Source organism: Burkholderia sp. AU19243 (genome assembly GCF_018148075.1).
GTDB lineage: Bacteria > Pseudomonadota > Gammaproteobacteria > Burkholderiales > Burkholderiaceae > Burkholderia > Burkholderia latens_A.
On sequence record NZ_JAGSTV010000011.1, the window covers coordinates 162,132 to 180,415 of the forward strand.

Sequence of the window (18,284 nt, forward strand, 5' to 3'; positions counted from 1 at the left end):
GCGTCACCTCGCAGGCATCGGCAAAGCGGGCAGCGTCGGCAACGGCGGCACGCCGGGCGAGCCTGTCGACGCCACGTTGCGCGCGGGCTGCTGCCGGGCGCTCGCGGAGACGGTCAGCGTCGTGCGTCGTCCGTCGTGCGATGCGAGGACGATCGCACCCGGCCGAATGGCCGCCACGCGCATGCCGTTGGGCAGCGTATCGCCGGGCCCGACGTCGAACTCCGCGCCGTCGCTCGTCGCGACCGTTGCGCTGAGCTTCTTGCCAAGCCCTTGTGTTGCCACGAGCGACACGTCCGAATACGACGAGACGGTACTGCCCATCCGGTGCAGCGCTTCTTGCCGTTCCGCCACTTGCGCCTGCGCATCGAGCTTTTTCAGCTGTGCCTTGAGGATCATCGTTTCCTCCTGTAGCCGCATCATTTCGTTGGCTGCCTGCACGGCGGCCGGTGTCGCAACGACGTTGATGCGCGGCGCCGCTTCAGCGGGCGCGGCAGCCGTGGCAGCTGCGGCGCTGGCCGCGCCGAACGCGGTCAACGGCGACGCGCAGCAGCAGGCGAGCACCAGCACAGTCAATGCATCGTCATTTCTCATAGAGCACTCCGTCGAGCGTCCACTGCCCGGATTTGTATGAAAGCGTCTCGACGCGCACGCCCGGCTCGTCGAGGTACCTGATGAGACTGTCGGGCCGCACGTCGCCCAGTTGCGCCGACATGCGCCAGGTCTGCCAGCTCGGCGCCGGGGGCGGGCCGCCGCCCGGATGCAGCCGGTCCAGCGTTTGCGAAGCGAGGCTGCGCTGCGGCGCGCTTGCCGGCTGCAGCGTGAACGTCAGGCCGATGCCCAGCAACTGGAACGCGGAAAGCATGCGCAAGCGCACGCCGCGCACGCCGTCGAGCACTTCGTCTCCGCCCGCGGACAATGCCAGCGGCTCTACGTAGCTCGCATGCTCGCCGTTGCCGTCGATCGTCGCGCGCGGTTCCGCCGCCATCAGCATCGCCACGTTCGATCCGCCCCGCGACCAGCTGTAGCTGACGTTCGAGGCGCGGCAAACGTAGTCGTCGAGTTCCCACCCGCCCGGCGCGATGTGCGTGAAGCGATCGAGGCACGCGCGAACGAACGCATCGGGCCGCGGCTCGCTGGCCCACGGGTGCGCCGCTTCGGGCGGAGCCGCGGGCTTGGGCGGATGCAGCGCGAGTTCCGCGCGCATCCGCTCGAACGCCTGCTGCCGCTCGAGTTCCATACGGTGGCGCCGGTACGCGACGATGCCGGCCGCAACCGCGGCCACCACAACGATCCCAACCGCGACCAGCAGCACCTCGCGCCGCGGTGCGCGCCGCGAGACACGCGACAGATTGAGCCAGCGCGGCAAATGCGGCTTGCCGCCCCGGTGCGGGATCATGTCCTCGATGCGCCGCGCGTAGAAGTTGTGGAACCCCTGCACTTCCAGCTGCGGATCGCCGATAACGACGTTCCAGCCGCCGAGGCTGTAATCGCTGTGCAACCGCTCGAACACTTCTTCGCCGGAACCGATCCAATCGCCGTTCGGCAGGAACGCGCCGTCGCGCACGGCGAAGTAGGCCCAGCGCCCGTCGGGCAAATGAAACGCACCGAGCCAGTTGGGCGCCGGCTGCTGGCGTCCGTCGTAGAACGCGCCTTCGGCCGCGATCGTTTTCGACACGAGCGCGCCGAGCGACGGCAAGCCCAGTTGCGCGCCCTCGCGCGTGCTCGCGAAGCCCGCGCCCGCGAAGGTGCGGTCGATACGCAGCACCATCGCATCGAAATTCAGACGCGCGGCGAGTTCCACGGCCTCCGCGCGCAGCGCGTGTCGGCGCGAGAGCGATTGCCAGAAAAGGCCGCATATGAAGCGCTGGCGGCCGATCTGGATGACTTGCGTCGCCATGACGGATCCTGTGCCCGAGCGCGCGTCAAGCGCCGTTGATCGCGATCGGCGAAAGCAGGATGACGATCACCTCGCGCGTGCCGGACGCGTTGAACCCGCCCATCGCGTAGTTCGACGGATGGCCGACGCCTTGCCGGTTATCCAGATCGGTGATGCCCTCGTAGCCGCTGATGACGAGCGTCTGCCCCGACTTCACGGCGATGCGCTGGAGGAAGTTGCGCGTATCGACGGTCGGCAGCTGGATCTGCTGGTTCGGCGGGCCGAACGGCGCAAGGCTCACGAGCGACGAAATGTTGCTGTAGAACTGCATCATGATCGTGCCGTCGTCGAGGATGTGCGGCAGCACCGTGAGGTTGAAGCCGGTCGTGATCGTGCCCGGCGTGAGCGACGTCTGGCTGCCGATGTTGACGGTGTTGGTCGTGGAGATCTGCGCGAGATAGCCTTGCTGCTCGGCCACCTGCACGGGAACGGGCTGATCGTTGAGCGTCGTGATCGAGGCCGAGGTCTTGCGGTGCACCGTGCCCTGCGTCGAAAGCGCATCGATGATGGCCGTCGTGCTCGACGCGCGGCTCGACGGTGTGATCACCGTGGCCGAGAGCTCGCTCGGGTTCTGAATCAGGCTCGTGAACGCGGTGGTGATGCCGAACTGCGTGCCGAGCGCCTGATAGACCGCGTGCCAGTTGATGCCGTAGCTGTCCTGCGCGGAAAGCGTGACCGAGAGCACCGTCACGTTGATGAGCACCTGCCGCGCGAGCACGCGGTTTTGCTGCTCCATGAATTCGCCCACGCGCTCTAGCACATCGGGCGTATCGGTGACCGAGATCGAGCCCGTGGCTGGCGACGTGATGACCGAGCCTGCCGGAGAGAGCATCGCCTTGATCGCCGTCTGCAAGCCGTTGTACACCGAGAGTTGCGCGTTCATCGTGATGTTCGCGGTGTTGTCCGACGACACCGACGGCGAGCCGGACGTCCCGCCGCCTCCGCCACCTCCGCCGCCGATGCCCGCGCCGCCGGCGCCCGATCCGCCCGCGGCCCCCGAGCTGTTGCTCGAGGCGCCGCCGCTGTTGCTCGCACCGCTCACGACGTTCGTATCCAGCTTCGAGTCGCCCGGAATGGCGACGACCTGATAGACGCGCGTGGCCGTATAGAAGAAGACGATCGCGCCATCCTCGTACTTCCAATAGACGCCGAAGCGGGCGGACGCCGTGTCGAGGAGCCCGCGCAGCGTACCGCCCGAATACGCGATGCGCACGGGCGAGGACACGCTCGGCACGCGCGCTGCCGCCGTCGCGGCGCTCGTGCTCGGCGCGGGCCCCTGCAACAGGCCGGCGGGCAGCGGCGGCACGCCGGGATAAGCTCCGGCGCCCGTCGTATCGACCGCGGTCTGCGTTGCGCGCGCAGCCGCTTCGCTCGTGCCCGGCGCAACCTTGGCCGGCAAGTGCGCGAGGCGCGAAATGCGATCGGCGAACATGCGCAGCGAGTCGACCGTCCCGTCGAAGCTCGCCGGCTCGTCGAAGAGCTTCGGCAGCGTCGATTTCGTCGCGATCTTGATCGTCTTGCCCGAAAGCCAGAGTTCGTCCTTGACGATGACGTCGTCGCTGCCCGGCACGGCGCGGTTGTCGCCGTTCGAGAGCTTGCCGAGCAATTGCCCCGCACGCGCGGTATCGGCCTGCGAATTGCGCTCGATCTTGTCCAGCAGACCGGTGCACCCGGCCAGCAGCGACACGCATGCGGCAACCATGACGAAAGAACGGCGGAGGACGCTCATCAACTTGCTCCCTTGGGAACGACGCGCATGACGCGGTTGCGCTGGTACAAGACCACCTGAATCGGCACTTGCGAGCCGGCGAGCGCATTGGTCACCTGACGCAGCGCTTCGGCGAGCGTGCCGTGTATCGTGGCCGTCGCGTCGACCTGAAAATCGGTCGGCACGTCCCAAATGAATTGCCAGCCGGCTTCGCTTGCCCAGCGCGCCAGCGCATTGCGCACGGAGCCGTCCGACAGGCGCATCTGCCACTCCGTGCGCTCGGGTGTCGGTGCGGGTACGAACGCCGACGTCGCGGCGGGCGCCGACGGCGGCGAGACCGGACCGGACGCCGGTTGCGTGGCGGCGAGCCGCGGGCGCGCCGTCGCGTCGCGCTTTGCGGGCGCGAGTACCTGCGCTCGCGGCGATGCTGAAACACGCGCCGGTGCCGATGCGGGCGTGGCCGGCGCGGCAGCCGGTGCGGGCGGCATCATCGGAGAGGACGCAGGCACGGGTGTGGACGCGGGTGCGGGTGCGGGTGCGGGTGCGGGTGCGGGTGCGGGTGCGGGTGCGGGTGCGGGTGCCGGTGCCGGTGCCGGTGCCGGTGCCGGTGCCGGTGCCGGTGCCGGTGCCGATGCAAATGCCGGTGCCGATGCCGATGCCGGCGGGACCGTCAGTGCTGCCGCCGGTGTACGAGCCGATGCCGGTGTTGCAGGCATCGACGTCGAAACGCGCGCCTGCGCGACGGTCTGCGGCTGTGCAATGGCAGATCCTGCCGCGGGAGCCATCGCCGCCGCGCCCGGGGGCAACGTGGAAGACGCATTCGTGGCGGCACTGTTCATGCGCGACGCCGCCCCCACCGCCGGCGACGACGGCTGCGGCGCGTCAACGTTTGCGCGCCGCGCATGCGCGGTCACCGTGAGCAAACGCATGTCCGTATCGATGCGCGCCTGCAGCGCAGCATCGACCGACAGCACCTCGCCGAGCGCGTGCACGACCGACGAGCCGGCGCGCCAGCTCACGGGCGCGTCGGCCCATGCGCCCGCGTTCGGCACGTTGATGCTGTAACTCGTCGGCATGATCTGCTCGAGCGCGCGCAGCAACGGAACGTCGTGGCCGCCCGCGCGCACCACGCCGCCCAGGCGCTGCCCGCCGTCGACGATTACCTGCTGATCGGAGGCGTGCGCGAGCGTGCACGCGAACCAGACGCCGCACAGCAGCGCCCGAATTGCCGCAGGCATCGCCGCGATCCAAACATTCGCCCTCGCCCGGCTCCGCCTCTTATCGCTCACGCACCTCGGCTGCACCGGAAGCTCTATTTTTGTTGTTGCCACGTTCTTTTCAATCTGCTCGAACCACGCCGGCGGCAACCCTAAAAGCAGCACCGAAAGGCGTCAGGAATTCGAAAGAAATTATGTAAGAAAACAGTAACGACGCGTAAGGATAGCACTACAGCTCATTGGATGTTTACGGAGAAGTACACCGCAAATTTAAGTAAAAAATAATCCTCGAAAATCACCCATTCTTGGCCGGCATGGATGATACAGGCATCGGCGCGAGAACGTCGTCCTCGCGCCGCAATCCCCGCCCATCAAGGCTTTGCGTCAGGCGACACGTTTTTTTTGACGTTTCGGCGCGAATCGCGGAATGGCCGTCCGCGGAAATATGCCAGATACAAATATGTGCTACGCACCGTTCGCTGGCGACGAGCCAATTGGGCGCCGAGCACGAGGAATCCGTAATTCCGCGTGTGAGCCGTATTGGGATTCCGATTCCAATGTTTAATTGTTTTTGATAAACAGCGCGAACTGAGTCAGGCGCTCTTCCGAGCCTGCCGGGAACCGTTCCACCCGGCCAAGACGTCGCGCACCGCCAGCCAGATCGGTTGGAGCGCTGCCTCATCCGACGGCAAGCGCCGATGCCAGCCCGAAGGTAACAAACCATCACAAACACGAGCCTGAATCGGCCCGCGATGAAAACATGCGCTCACTGCTTCACGAATCGTTTCACGCCGCTTAACGCATCGTTCATTGAGTCAGGAGCACGACATGTTCTCAACGATCTACTTCGCCGCCGCCTCGGCCCTCGCCTTCGACGACACCCCTGCGGACGTCGCCGCGAAAATGCTCCAAGGCCAGTTTCTCGACGCTGTCCGCCACGCCGCACGCCATGCCGATACCGACACGGCGCAAGCTCAGCCCGGCTACGCAGCGCTGCAGGTCTGCGCCGACCTCGAGCTGATGCTCGGCCGCCATGAAGAAGCTGAGGAAACGTATCGCCGCGCGCAAAAGGCCATACGCGCCCATCGCGACGGTCTGCGAATCGCGTCGTGCCGCAATACCGGCTGGCAAGCGTTGTTCCGCAACCAGTTCAACGTCGCGCTCAGTTGCTTCAAGCGCGTCGGCGAGGAAAAGGCGGCCACGCCGCACCAGCGTCTCGACAGCCTCGTCGGTGCGACACTCGTTTCGTTTCATCTTGGCTTGATCCAGGCGGCGTGCCATCGCCTCGGCGAGCTGGCAGCGCTGGCGGCAACGCACGACGATGGCCGCTGGAGCTACCTCGTGGAAGCGCTGCGGCGGGACCTCTTCGCGCAGCACGAACTGCACGGTGCCGAACGACTCGCCGACCACATCTACTGGCGCTCGGCTATCGCGGAGTTCGAGCCGACCGAGGCACCGGTACCCGGCTCGCAGCCTGCCGGGACCGTGCTGCCGCTGCTGGCCGAGCGTCTCTCGCACCTGAACCGGCTCGTTTCGCTGGCCGACGGCCGGACGCCCGCCGGCGAAACGCTCAAGCAATACGTGAGCTGGAGCCGGCAGGCCGGCCTCAACGACTATCACCGCAGTCTGTGCCTCGAAATCACGCTGGCTGCGATCGCGGGCCACGCGACGCCGTTGGCCGAAGCGATGCTCGATGCGTCCGGCGCGGCGAATTCGCAAGGCAGCCAGCATGCGCGCTGGTACCTCGACTACCTCTATTGCCGCGCGAAGATCATGCAGCAGCAAATGCGCACGCAGGAATTCGCGCAGTTCTACGGCCGCTACGCGCTCGCCTCGATTCAACACGTGCGCGCGGACAGCATGTCGATGCCCGCCGCCGCCGAGCACATGCAGGCATCGCGCACGGCGCAGCGCTCCGACGACGTGAGCGCCCGCCTGCCGGCGAAATACCGCCGCGCGTATCGCTATCTGATGGACAACCTCGACCAAAAGGACCTTTCGGTGCGCGAAGTGGCATCGCATGTGGGCGTGACCGAGCGCGCGATGCAGGCAGCGTTCAAGAACCACCTCGGGCTGTCGCCGAGCGAGCTGATCCGGCGCCGGCGGATGGAGCGCATTCGCGACGATCTGCTCGACGACGGCGCACCGGCTACGCGCGTGCTCGACGTCGCGAACAAATGGGGCGTGCGCCATCGTTCGACGCTGGTCAACGGCTACCGGCGCGTGTTCCAGGAAGCGCCGTCGGAGACGATGGGCCGCTGAGCGCAGCGGTGTGCGGCGCCGGAGCGCTGCACTACCGATCCGCAACACGGCCGGCCCGCGGCTTTTTTCCGCCAACGCCGTCCGACGAAACGCAAACGCGTGGGTCGGACGGCGTTTTCATTCGCACGTCGGTGCGAAGCGATTCCCGCACCGCTTCTCTTACCGGATGATCAATGATGCGACTGTTCACACCCAAGCCGGCGCTCGCGCTGGCGCTTGCCGTTCTGTCCGCGCGGCCCGTCGAAGTGCACGCGCAGACCCCCGACTGCTTCGCGGCGGCCGCAGCCTATCAACATGTGAGCCCCGTCGTGCTGCGTGCGATTGCGTGGCAAGAATCGCATGGCAACGCGAACGCGCTCCATCGCAACCGGAACGGTTCGACCGATTACGGCATGATGCAGATCAACTCGATTCACCTCCCGCTGCTGTCGCGCTACGGCGTCTCGGCGGACGACCTCATGAACCCGTGCCTGAGCGTCTACGTCGCTGCGTGGCATCTGCACAAGATGATGGTCAAGTACGGGAATACCTGGGCGGCGATCGGCGCCTACCATTCGGAGACACCTGCCGAGCGCGACCGCTACGCGCGTTCGGTGGAACGCATCGTCGAGCGCATGAAGCTGGCGGATGACGGGCAGTAGGACAAGCGCGGGCAGCCGGGCCGGCCCGGCTGCCCGCGAACGTCATCAAGAGGGAAAGCGGCGCCGCATGAGGAAGTCGTCCGGTATCGCGAGCGCAAGTCACGCGCGAGGCGGGGACGAAGCGGGAACAACGCAGGAAGGAGGCGTGGACGATCGGACCGGAGCGCTCGCGAGCCGCGCGCGAAAACGCCGCGGCCCGCCGTAGCCGTTACTGCCCCTTGGCGGCGTTCGAAATGTTGCTGGCACCCTTGTTACCCACCGACGCCAGCGCCGATGTGAGCTCCTGAGACTGCTGGTTGACCGCGGCCGCCATCGTGTTCGCGTTGTTGAGCCGCGTCATCTCGCTTTGCTGCTTCAGGAAGTCGTTTTGCATCGCAGCCATTTGCGTCACGGGGTCCCCTGCGCCGAGGGCCGATGGACGCACCATGTCACCCGCCGCATGCATTGCGGTGGACGCAACGCCGGGCGGCAGAAAGTGACTTCCGGCATGAAGGGCCGAACTCAGAACCTGTGCACCGACGTTCCCCGCGCGCCCCGGCAGGCTGGCAAAGTTGCGCGGCGGCGGGGGCGGCGGCGGCGGCGCGCCGTCGGCTCCCTTGAAGCTGGACAGGCCGTCCAGTTGGCCTTTGCTGCGCGCGGGCGATTGCTTTTGCGCGCCGTCGGCCGCACCGTTCTTCGTCCCTTTCTCGAACTCCGCGACACGGGACTGGACGAGCCCCGGCCGAATTCCTAAGTTGTTCATGGCGAACTCCTTGAGTGACATGACGATTTCCGTCGCCAGCAACATCGTTCGATGTCGGTGCGGCACGGTCCCCGCATCCCACTCACGCGGAGCGATATCGAGGAATGCAAGCGCAAGCTTATGCTCCACGGCATTGCGCAACGCAAGCGACGCGACGCGGCGAGCGAAATTGCGAAGCACGCATGCGGCAAAGGCGATGAAGTGCGCAAATCGATCGGCAGTCCTGGCATCGGCGCCGGCATCGACGTGCGTTTTTTTGCACGCCACTTCGGAATCGGCCGACTGTCACCGTTATGTCGTTTTACCTTTCCAACACGAGAACCCACGTTCGCGAGGCGCGAAGACGGAATCGACACGCGAAGGCACGTCGACCGTCTGGACGCGATGAGGCAACGCGAGAGTCCATCATGGCCTTTGTCGCGAGGCGATGTCGAACGATCGAAATCAACCGAAAGGAAACGTCATGACGATCAGCAACAACACGCAAGTACGGTCATCATCGCTCGACCTCCCGCGCAACGACACGCCGCCCGCGCCGGCCCCGCGCCCGCGAAGCGCATCGATGAGCGGCCCGCGCCCCTCCGGCGGTGCATTGCTCGGCGCGCTGAGCAATGCACCCGCCTTTCCGGCGCACACCGGCGCCAGCACACCGGCGCAGGAGGGCTCGCTGTCGGCAACATCGCAACCGGCCGGGACGGCACTGCCCCCCTCGCCGCCGCTGCCGGCAGCGTTGCCGGTCAGGCGCAACTCGCTGCCGCCGCGCGCATCGTCGTCGGGCTCCACGATCGGCCGCCAAGGGGGAGGCTCTCGGTCGCTGCCCGGTTCGGACACGCTGCGCGCTCAACGCGCAGCCCTCGGAGACGAGACGGTGCCGGTACTGAACTTGTCGGGGGACGGGCAGTCGAGTGAAGAATTGCACGTACACGACGAACCGCAACCGCATACGCCTGCATCGCAGCACGAGAGTGCGGCTCCCGCTCGACAACAGGAGCCCATGGAAACGAATGCGGCCGGCAAGCAACCGGCCACGTCGCGTTCGGGCAGCCCGCTGCCGCGCGAGCAGGAAGCCACGGAGCTGACAGCCGCGACGACGAGCGCGGCCGAATCGAAGCCCGAAACGTCGCGCGCACCCGGCACGCTTTCGCACGCGAAGGAGACGCCCGAGCGCGCGGAAGCAAAAACGGAAGCGGAAACGGCGAAAGCGCCCGGAGAAATGCCCGCGACGTCGCGTTCGGCAAGTCCGGCGCCGCTCCCGAAAGAGCCGCCCGCGCTCGTGGACGACGCACGGACCAGCGCTGCCGGCGAAATGCCCGAGACGTCGGGTTCGAGCAGCCCCGCGTTCGATCAGCATAAATCTGCGTCGGGAAAAGCTGTTCTCGAGCCACCCGGAAAGGCCGGCACGTCTTCGGCCACGCCATCGCAAGACAAACCGGTGCCGGCAAAAAGCGCTTTCACGATGCCTTCCCACGCGGAGGCGTCATCGTCGCGCCTGCCCGAGACGCCTGCGTTGCCCGACGGGCACGACACGGTGTCCCGACACCCTCTTTTCCCGAATTCGGCCAGCGTCTCGGCGCGTCGCCTCGTCGCGCAAGACATCGACAGTCACGAGTCCGAAAGCCCGTCCGAAGCAACCGCGCCGAACTCGTCGCCCCGGGTAGCGCCGGAAATCCGGACGCTGGCCGCCGCCGAGACATTGGCGGCCGTGGAGACATTGGCGGCCGCGGAGACCGCGGACACACGTCCGGCATCGGCCGCGGCGATCACCGACACCCTGTCGGCCGCGCTATCCCGGCCGGGGCAAATCCGGTCGTTCATCTCGAACGTCGGCGACATGCTCACTCGGAACCCCTACGGAGCCGCGCAACCGCTCAAAGGGTGGACGGCCAACCTTGTCAACGCGTTCAGTCATGAATTCGCCGCCACCGGCGGCGCCACCCTGTTCCGGGAGTTGTGCTCGATGGCGACCGAGGCCGTCCTCGACAAGAGCGGCGCCGGGCCCGAAACACGCGGCGCAATTACGGCGTCGCTGTTCACGGCGGCGGCGATGGGCAACCTGGCCGCGATGTTGCACAAGTATCACACCGGCACCGCGGACAAGAAGACCTACGCGGGCCACGGTGCGCAGATCATCGCGCTGATCGCGACGGTGACCGCCGCAGCCTATACCGGCAAGAACGATCAGGGCAACGGGCATCTCGGGCAGCTCGCCAGCATATTGCCTAGTGCAATCAAATCGTACGCATACCTGGCGCGCGACGTGATCAACGTGTTCCGCCCGCTCGAAGGCAATCACGACGCAGGCTACGAGCGCCCGGTCAGAGGTCAGATGCTCAACGACGCTCCGTATTTCTTTAACCAGCTCGCCGTGAACACCGCGCAGGCCAGCTCGCAATGGTCGGCCACGTCCTACGTCGACAGCCTCATTCACCACACGAAGACCAATGCAGCGATCAAGGGGCTGTTCGGCTATTCGGCAGCGAATGCCGCCGGCGAGGGGCTGGATGCGATCGGGGGACGCGTGGCCTCGGAAATCTCGACGCACGGCTTCACGGGCAAGGCGCTCGATGAACTGAAGACGCTGCGCCTGAGCTGGGGCAAGATCGACACCTCCGAAACCAGCACGGCCACGCAACTCGGAAACAAGGCGGCCGGCGCGGGAATCGCGCGTCTCAGCCTGTTCCTCTCCCTCTATGCCGCCACCGCCGTGGTCAGTCACGCCGTGGAGGGCAGAGGCGATTGGTCCGACGGCTACAAGGGCTTACTGAACAACGCGTTCGGCGCACTGCTCATCATCGCGGGGTGCCTGCCGTTCGCGGCGAGCACGTCGAGCCCGTCGAACCGGTCGAATGAACGGCGAACGGTCGGCTCCGACAACGGGATGGAACTGGGCACGATGCATCGCGCGACGCCGTGAGTACGCGGGCCGCGCAGAGCAAGCGCAACGACGAACGCTCGCGCAGGTGGGCGCATCGGCGGCACACGCCGCCTGCGTCGACATCGCGGCCGCCACCCGGTTCGGCAGTTCGGCAATCCGGCAACGATTTCGCATCCGTCAAGGCGCTGTAAGCGCCGGGCAATAAATTAGGTTGCGCAGGCGGCCGCTATCGGCGCTCCAGCAGCAACTGATGAATACCGTCATTCTTACGCGGAGAAAATCATGTCCACCACAGCAGTGCAAGGCTATAACGCCGGCTATCTGAACGGCATCGATGATGTCGGCGGGATCGGCGGCACGAACGAATCGCAGCTCGCACAACTACTCGAGCTGCTCATCGAAGAAATCAAGCAGATTCTCGATCCATCCAGCCAGAATTCGGGCGATGCGGGCGGTGTGGGCGGCATCGGCGGCGGTGCGCCCTCGTTCTCGGCGCCGCCCGCGTATGCCGGCGGTGGCGGCGGCGCACCCGCTGGCGTGAGTGGCGGCGGCGGCCACGGCGGCGGCGGCGCGTCGCCCGGAATAGGCGGCGGTGGAAGCGGCGGTGGCGGCGGCAACACGCTGCCCAATGTATCGGGCGGCGACGCCGCACACGCCATCGCACAAGACCTCAAATCGCGCTACGGCCTGGCCGACGCGCAGGTCGCCGGCGTGCTCGGCAACCTGCAGCAGGAAAGCGGGCTGCGAGGCAACGTCAATCAAGGCGGAGCGACAGGTGCGCCGTCCGGCAACTTCGCGGACGACAACGCCAACGGTTGGGGTCTTGCGCAATGGGGCGGCACACGCAAGCAGGGCGAAATCAACTATGCGAAGGAGCACGGACTCGACCCGGGCAGCCTCGAAGCCAACATCGGCTTCATGAATCAGGAACTCGACACGACGTACAGCAAGACGATCACGGACATCAAGCAGACGACGACGGCGGAACAGGCGGCCTTGGTCTGGGACAAGGACTACGAACAAGCCACCGATCCGCAAATGGAAAATCGCAACAAGTACGCCGAGCAATTCCTCGCGCAAGGCCTCTGACCGCGCATGCGTCCGCTCCCAGGGCGTCTGAAGCTCGCACGATCCCGCCCGATGTCCGGGCGGGATTTTTGCGCCGGCGCTTTCCGCCGGGCGAAAACACCGCTCGCAATACACGGGCTACCTGATTCGAGGGAAACGACTCGATGGTATGTGGCGGTTCATTGCCCCTGGGCAGTTCCAAAAGGAAGTCACGTGACGTCTGGGGCGCCCCATAGTGGCCAGGCGTGCGTTTTACGAGGAATCCGAATAAAAGTCGATACGACGCGTCTTGGCGCAGGATTACCCCCTTTCCTGCGCGTGTGAGGCGCTGCCCGGTAGCGCTGATTTGTCGAGTGGCGGCTGTAGCACGTGGCAGCAATTACGCATCGGAGTTGCGCCAATGCAAATCCAATCGCGATTCGATGGCGCTGGCAGCGGTGCGTATTAGCGAGGAGACGCGCCGAAGCTACGGCAGCACGAGCATGTCGCAAGCGTTGCGCTCGCTCCGACACAACTCGGGCCGTTATCGGCGTCGATCGTTGATGCGTCATGCTCGGCTGGTGCGGCCCAGGCGCGTACACCGTTATCGAGCGGCGTAATCATCGCCGCCTTCACTCGGCTGCGAAGGGACTGTCGCCCGCGCGTTTCGAGGTGCTCGCAGCGTCACGCGCAGCTGTGCCCAAAACGACTTGACCACTTCAGGAGGGCTCACCGAGCGGGGCCGAAGGCCCCGGGCGCGGTCATCAGTCTCTTTCGAGCAGGCGACGCATGGCAAGGCGCACGTAGGGATCCGTACTGTCCTCGTGTGCCGTCGCATAGCCATGCCACGACGGATCGTCGAGGACTTTCAGGCAGATAGCCTTCAGCTCGGGCGCGCGATCGTCGGGCAATCCGTTCACGATCTGCCACGCTTCGTGCGGACGCCCGCGCACCAATGCGATCGTTACGGCAAACACGTGCACCTCGCGCGTTTCGGGGTAGACATCGTGCATGCGCGCCAGCAGCGCGTCGGCCTCGTCCAGCTCGTTGGCCTCGATATGCTCGATGATCGCCTGCGCCATGGCTGGCGCATCGGCCGGCAGTTCGGCAAGAAGCTCCATCATGCTCGTCACCGTCCGTGTATCACGCTGCACCGGTGCCTGAGGTCAGCGAGCGCACCGCCTCCTTGCCGCCCGCCAATGCGAGCGCGGTAGCGGCGCCCTCCGGCGTCAGGTTTTCCGCGAGCGCCGTGCCGCCCTCGAGCGCCTCGAGCCCACCCGTCGCAATGGCCCCCGCCCCCGCGAGGGCTTCCTTCGGGTTGCCGCTCAGCAGCCCCTTGCCGAACGTCGCCGCGCCGTGCAACGCATTGCCGACACCATTGAGAACATCCCCGGCAGCCTTGGTGACATCCCCGACCACGCTCTTCACAATATTGCCGATGAAGCTCATTCGTTTTCTCCTTGATCGTGAACGAAACGCGCGCTCGATGAAACGCGCGAAACCGAGCCGCGTGAAGCCGGCCCTCGTTCCAATCTAATGAATGCGGATCTGAACGCGCTCGCGCGCGCGAAGCCGCACCGCGAAAACCGAATGCGCGACACCCGCGAGCCGGCTCGGCGGTATGCCGCCACTCACCCGCTTCGCCAATCCGAACGGTGCTTCGCGCGGTTCACGGGAGTGTCATGGCCGGTCCGCACAGTGCAGTCCATCCTGTCTCCTGGTCCGAGAACATCATGGCGCCCCAACCCAAGATCGAGCTCCGGTCGCGTGCGACCGACTCCGCCTCCCTCACCCGCACGCCGAGCGATCCCGGCCCCTCCACGGGAGTGAAAACCGCACCGATGCCGGCCCGTCGTGCGAGTGCCGGCGCGCTGATCGACGCACTGGGCGACCTCGGCAAACGCCCGTATGCGGAAGGTCCGCCTGCGGCGCCCGCCGCTCCCAAGCCCGCAGCGGCTGTCGTGCCGCAGAAGCACGGTGTGGACGACCTCGGCGCATTCGTGCCGGATGCCGGCGGCAAAGGCCGGCGCTTCGCCGATTTCGCGCACGCGATGGGCGTCAACCGCAAAGGCATGACGTTGACGGCCTTCGCCGCCAAGCGGCCCGCGAAAGACGGCCTTAACGGCGCATCGACGGCGGCGCACGGACACTTCGGCTACGACGCGGCGCCCGCCACCGACCTCGTGAACGCGCTGGCTTCGGGCTCGAACGCCGCCGCCGCGCATTCGATTCATCGCCGTTACGAAAACAAGGTCAAGGCGATGCTCGCCACCGACGTCGAACGCTTCGAGCACCCCGAAAAAAACCCTCCGGGCGCGCCGATGCCGAACCGGGTCGACAACCTGCTGCTGACGAAAAACAGCAAGGGAGCATGGCAATACGACAAAGGCAAGCTCTCGCGCATTGCGCGAGACGACGCGCATCCGCTCACGCAGCATGCCCGCGACGTATTGACCGCAATGAGCATCGCGGAGAACAAGGGCAAACAACGCAACGGCGCGCTCTACCAGTCGGTCACGTCCGCGATCGGTCTGACGGCAAGCGGGCTGCTCATAGGCGGCTCGCACGGCGCGCTGGCGCCGCTCGCGGCATCCGGGCACGTGACCAACGCCGTCAAGGAAGCGCTCGATTTGAAGAAGCCGTTTGTCGAAGGACGGCAAAACCTGCGCAACGCGAAGGCCGCCACGATTCAACGCTACGTCGACACTGTGTTGGCCCCGCACGACTACACGGGCCAGACGCAGGACGAGCGCCTGCGCGCGGCGCTGCAAACGAGCCGCGCGAAGATCAACGATCTGCGCGCGATGGACGCGCAGCCGGAGGACGAAGGCGTGGCTGCGGACTTGCGCAGCCCGCAGGCGCAAGCCGGCATCTATGCGTCGCTCTATGACGATGCACGCCGCTACGCCAACAGCACGACGTCGTTCGGCAAGCGCCTGATCTCGGGCATGCACGCCGAGGACAAGGCAAAGGTACACAAGGACGCCGAGCGCGACATCGTGGTCAAGCACATTCTGTCGATGGTCACCAAGAGCATTGGGCGCCTCGATCCGGCTTCGCTCGCGGCGCTCGCGGGCGCCGACATGGCAGTCGATGCGTCAGGCTCGCAGCGCGCCGAGCAGGCGCTCGCGATCGTGCACAACCATCCGCGCGCGAGCCGCAATCAGGATCTGATCGCCGCGCACACGCTGCTGACAGACAGCGGTATTCCGAAGGGTGAAGCGGCACTGCTGCTTTCGCAGCTTGCCCGTGCGCAGCGCGAAAAACCGCAAGAGGCGCCGGCGCCGCGCGATGCGCCGGCTGCCAGCCGGAGCACCGCACCGCTCACCGAAAGCGAGCGGCTCAAACAGATCGCCAACATCATCGGGCAGCCCGGTCTCACGACAACCGCCGCCAAGACGGCGGAGGACGCCATCAAGAAAAACCTCGGGCTGAGGTCTTGAACCGCGGTGCGGCGTAACGCGCAATAGCGAGCGCGCGCCGCGGCGCGCGCTCGGCGATTTGTGCCGGTTCGGGGCACTCGACCAAACTTCGGAACGCGCAGGTTGTTCTCCATCGCGCGCGCTTACCGTGAAGCGGGGTGGCCGTCGGCCGTGATTGCTCTCGATGCCGCCATGACCTTCATTGTGAAAGGGAGAACCGATCATGCGATTCGCGTTCGCCGGCTTCGATCGCTGGCGTGTCGTCTTCGACGCATTCGTTGCCGCCGGCTGGGAGCCTGTGGCGCTCTACTCGATTCCGGTCGACAACAGACTCGACTTCAATAGCGAGCTCGTCGAGCGCGCGGACAAGCTGCGCATTCCGGTGCAGTTGTCACGCATCGACGAAGACGATCTGCGCTGGCTCGCCGACCGGCAATGCAAGGCCCTGATCGTGGCCGGCTACAGCTGGAAGATTCCAGCGTGGCAACCCTATCTGCGCCATGCGGCGAACTTCCATCCGTCCCCGCTGCCCGACGGGCGCGGCCCGTACCCGGCCATGCGCGCCATTCTCGACGGGCGGCGCGAGTGGGGTGTCAGTTGCCATCGCATCGATGCCGATTTCGATACCGGGGAGATCCTCGATTCCGAATGCTTTCCGCTCGATGCGGACGAATGGCACGAGACGCTGCAGCTGAAGCTGCAGATGGCCGCCCAACGGCTGGCCGCGCGCGTCGCTTGCGACTTCGATCGGCTTTGGAACGGACGGCGTCCGCAAGGCGTGGGTAGCTACTGGCCGCGCGTTGCCGATGCCGAGCGCACGATCGATTTCGCGCAGCCCGTGGCCGAGGTGCTGCGCGTCGTGCGGGCCTGCGGGAACATCGAATCGATCGCGCCGCTCTTCGGCACGACCGTCTACGTGCGACGCGCCACCGCCTGGCAGGAAGCACACACGTACGAGCCCGGCCGGATCGTGCATCAGTACCGGCGCTGGGTCGTGGTCGCCGCGCAGGACGGGTTCGTCGCCTTGCTCGAATGGAGCCCGCTGAACGCGTCCCTTCGTCAGCAGATGGAGGGCTGAATCGGGACATCGGCTGCGCCGGTAAACAACGGAGCGGCCGCGCTGCGGTGTTTCGCAGCGCGGCCGCCGATTGCTGCCGATTGTCGCTTCCTGCAGATCGACCGGCGGCCCTTCGGGTCGCCGATCGGGATGACCGCGAGAACTGCCGGCGGCGTTACTTGGTGCTGACGCCGGCGATCGTACCCGTGTGAATGCCGGTGATGTTCTCGAAGGCAACCGCGGCGCGCGTCTTGCCGGGGGTCAGCACGTTCGCGCCGCCAAGCGCATCCGAAAGCGCGCTGCTCGCCTCATGGCTGATCTTGCCACCGCCATGCGCGTTCGCCGTCTGCTGCAGCTGTGCGCCGATCGCCGCCGCATCCGACTGGCTCAGCTTGCCCGACTTCACCGCGTTCGCGAGCGTCTTCGCCGCCGCATTGCCGTCGCCGTGCGACAACGCGCTTTCCATGGCCTGGAAGTCGGCGCCATCCTGCGCGTTGAAGTTGGCCAGCGCCTTGCCTTCGTCGGCCATCTGCAGCGGCTTGCCGTCCTTCACGAGGTCGCCCGTACCGGGCGTGAAGCCTGCCGTCGCACCCGTTGTCGGCAGCGTGCTGGTGTTCGCCGGAAAACCGCCCGAGCCAGGCAAGCCGCCGGTCGTTCCCGACTGCCCCGCCGCGCCACCCGCGCCACCCGTTGCGTTGCCCGCCGCGCCGAGGCCGCCTTGAGCCGCCCATTGGAAGTTGCCCACCCCGGACTTGCCGTCGGTGCCCGCCACGTCGTGCGTCTCGATCTGCTGGTAGGCACCCGGGTTCGCGAGCATTGTCTGCGCCGCTTGCTGCACCGTGGGTGGCGTACCGCCGTCGGCGTTCGTCGCGAGTTTGTACATCGTGTTCGGGTCGGACGCGCTGATGCCATGCTGGCCCATGTACGAGGCCAGCACGCCCGCCGCGTTTTGCACCGTCATCCCGCCGGCGCCGCCCGTCATCCCGCCTGCGCCCCCCATGCCGCCCGCGCCGCCCATGCCGCCGGGCGTCGCCCCCATACCGCCGGGCATTGCGCCCGCGCCGCCACCGGGCATGCCGCCAGCGTCGCCGGCGCCGCCCGGCATGCCGCCCGCCTGCCCGTTCTGCCCTGTCTGCATCTGCTTGAGCAACTGGCTGATGAGGCCGATGAGATCCTTGAGCACGTCCTGCGTCGAGTTCGTCGACGCACCGTTGGTCAGCCGTTGCAGGTAGCTCGCCGGATCGGTGGGGTAGGTAGTCATACTCGGAACGTTCAGATTCATGATGTTTCCTTCCTGTCGGGTAAGTGTTTGCGTGACCGTGGGTACTACGAGGCAAAGTCAGTCTAGGTTGCTGCCGCTGCTGCAAGCGCACCGAT

Annotated in this window: 16 protein-coding genes and 1 pseudogene; 9 read left to right on the forward strand and 8 right to left on the reverse strand. The window is 66.5% G+C overall.

Annotated elements, in window-relative coordinates; genetic code table 11:
- Window positions 1-3: 3 nt before the first annotated feature.
- The 4 genes from pilP to KDW55_RS29480 are packed head-to-tail and all read right to left on the reverse strand — an operon-like array spanning window position 4 to window position 3,907.
- Window positions 4-591, reverse strand: coding sequence for a type IV pilus biogenesis protein PilP (gene pilP / locus KDW55_RS20905; protein WP_059546525.1), 588 nt, complete (start codon window positions 589-591; stop codon window positions 4-6).
- Window positions 581-1,897 (reverse strand): type 4b pilus protein PilO2, encoded by a 1,317-nt coding sequence (gene pilO2, locus KDW55_RS20910; protein WP_212160952.1) that lies wholly within the window; start codon window positions 1,895-1,897, stop codon window positions 581-583. Before pilO2 ends, pilP begins: the two co-directional genes overlap by 11 nt.
- A 25-nt stretch (window positions 1,898-1,922) precedes the next feature.
- A complete protein-coding gene (locus tag KDW55_RS20915; RefSeq protein WP_212160951.1) occupies window positions 1,923-3,665 on the reverse strand; it encodes a PilN family type IVB pilus formation outer membrane protein in 1,743 nt (580 codons plus the stop codon).
- Window positions 3,665-3,907, reverse strand: coding sequence for a toxin co-regulated pilus biosynthesis Q family protein (locus tag KDW55_RS29480; protein ID WP_231748532.1), 243 nt, complete (start codon window positions 3,905-3,907; stop codon window positions 3,665-3,667). Before KDW55_RS29480 ends, KDW55_RS20915 begins: the two co-directional genes overlap by 1 nt.
- A 10-nt stretch (window positions 3,908-3,917) precedes the next feature.
- Between KDW55_RS29480 and KDW55_RS29485 the strand changes: the two genes are divergently transcribed.
- The 4 genes from KDW55_RS29485 (at window position 3,918) to KDW55_RS20935 (ending at window position 7,764) form a co-directional block, all read left to right on the forward strand.
- The gene (locus tag KDW55_RS29485; protein WP_249181333.1) at window positions 3,918-4,709 is read left to right on the forward strand and encodes a hypothetical protein; all 792 of its coding nucleotides are present in this window, start codon (window positions 3,918-3,920) and stop codon (window positions 4,707-4,709) included.
- A 123-nt stretch (window positions 4,710-4,832) separates the two neighbouring features.
- Entirely contained in the window at window positions 4,833-5,072 is a 240-nt protein-coding gene (locus KDW55_RS20925) for a hypothetical protein (protein ID WP_212161017.1), read from the forward strand.
- A 617-nt stretch (window positions 5,073-5,689) separates the two neighbouring features.
- Window positions 5,690-7,123 (forward strand): helix-turn-helix domain-containing protein, encoded by a 1,434-nt coding sequence (locus tag KDW55_RS20930; protein WP_059546515.1) that lies wholly within the window; start codon window positions 5,690-5,692, stop codon window positions 7,121-7,123.
- Between the two features lie 173 nt (window positions 7,124-7,296).
- Window positions 7,297-7,764, forward strand: coding sequence for a lytic transglycosylase domain-containing protein (locus tag KDW55_RS20935; protein ID WP_059546511.1), 468 nt, complete (start codon window positions 7,297-7,299; stop codon window positions 7,762-7,764).
- Between the two features lie 208 nt (window positions 7,765-7,972).
- Here KDW55_RS20935 and KDW55_RS20940 read toward each other — a convergent pair whose 3' ends face one another.
- Window positions 7,973-8,773: a hypothetical protein gene (locus tag KDW55_RS20940; protein ID WP_231748530.1), complete on the reverse strand. Its 801-nt coding sequence runs from the start codon at window positions 8,771-8,773 to the stop codon at window positions 7,973-7,975.
- 196 nt (window positions 8,774-8,969) lie between these two features.
- On the opposite strand from KDW55_RS20940, the gene KDW55_RS20945 reads away from it, so the two are divergent.
- The 3 genes and pseudogenes from KDW55_RS20945 to KDW55_RS20955 form a co-directional block, all read left to right on the forward strand.
- Entirely contained in the window at window positions 8,970-11,420 is a 2,451-nt protein-coding gene (locus KDW55_RS20945; RefSeq protein ID WP_212198028.1) for a hypothetical protein, read from the forward strand.
- A 243-nt stretch (window positions 11,421-11,663) separates the two neighbouring features.
- Window positions 11,664-12,470 carry a phage tail tip lysozyme gene (locus tag KDW55_RS20950; RefSeq protein ID WP_212160947.1) on the forward strand — a complete coding sequence of 269 codons (807 nt, stop codon included), beginning with the start codon at window positions 11,664-11,666 and terminating at the stop codon, window positions 12,468-12,470.
- A 311-nt stretch (window positions 12,471-12,781) separates the two neighbouring features.
- A pseudogene (locus tag KDW55_RS20955) lies at window positions 12,782-13,045 on the forward strand (IS3 family transposase); the annotation flags it as partial.
- Between the two features lie 147 nt (window positions 13,046-13,192).
- Here KDW55_RS20955 and KDW55_RS20960 read toward each other — a convergent pair.
- Window positions 13,193-13,552 carry an HrpB1 family type III secretion system apparatus protein gene (locus tag KDW55_RS20960; RefSeq protein WP_040139469.1) on the reverse strand — a complete coding sequence of 120 codons (360 nt, stop codon included), beginning with the start codon at window positions 13,550-13,552 and terminating at the stop codon, window positions 13,193-13,195.
- A gap of 19 nt (window positions 13,553-13,571) precedes the next feature.
- The gene (locus KDW55_RS20965; protein WP_059546507.1) at window positions 13,572-13,877 is read right to left on the reverse strand and encodes a hypothetical protein; all 306 of its coding nucleotides are present in this window, start codon (window positions 13,875-13,877) and stop codon (window positions 13,572-13,574) included.
- Between the two features lie 233 nt (window positions 13,878-14,110).
- Between KDW55_RS20965 and KDW55_RS20970 the strand changes: the two genes are divergently transcribed.
- Both KDW55_RS20970 and KDW55_RS20975 read left to right on the forward strand, forming a co-directional pair.
- Window positions 14,111-15,871, forward strand: coding sequence for a hypothetical protein (locus tag KDW55_RS20970; RefSeq protein WP_212160946.1), 1,761 nt, complete (start codon window positions 14,111-14,113; stop codon window positions 15,869-15,871).
- Between the two features lie 202 nt (window positions 15,872-16,073).
- Entirely contained in the window at window positions 16,074-16,928 is an 855-nt protein-coding gene (locus KDW55_RS20975; RefSeq protein WP_212160945.1) for a formyltransferase family protein, read from the forward strand.
- A 154-nt stretch (window positions 16,929-17,082) separates the two neighbouring features.
- Here the strand turns inward: KDW55_RS20975 and KDW55_RS20980 are convergent, their stop codons facing one another.
- Window positions 17,083-18,168 (reverse strand): hypothetical protein, encoded by a 1,086-nt coding sequence (locus KDW55_RS20980; protein WP_249173999.1) that lies wholly within the window; start codon window positions 18,166-18,168, stop codon window positions 17,083-17,085.
- Window positions 18,169-18,284: the final 116 nt, after the last annotated feature.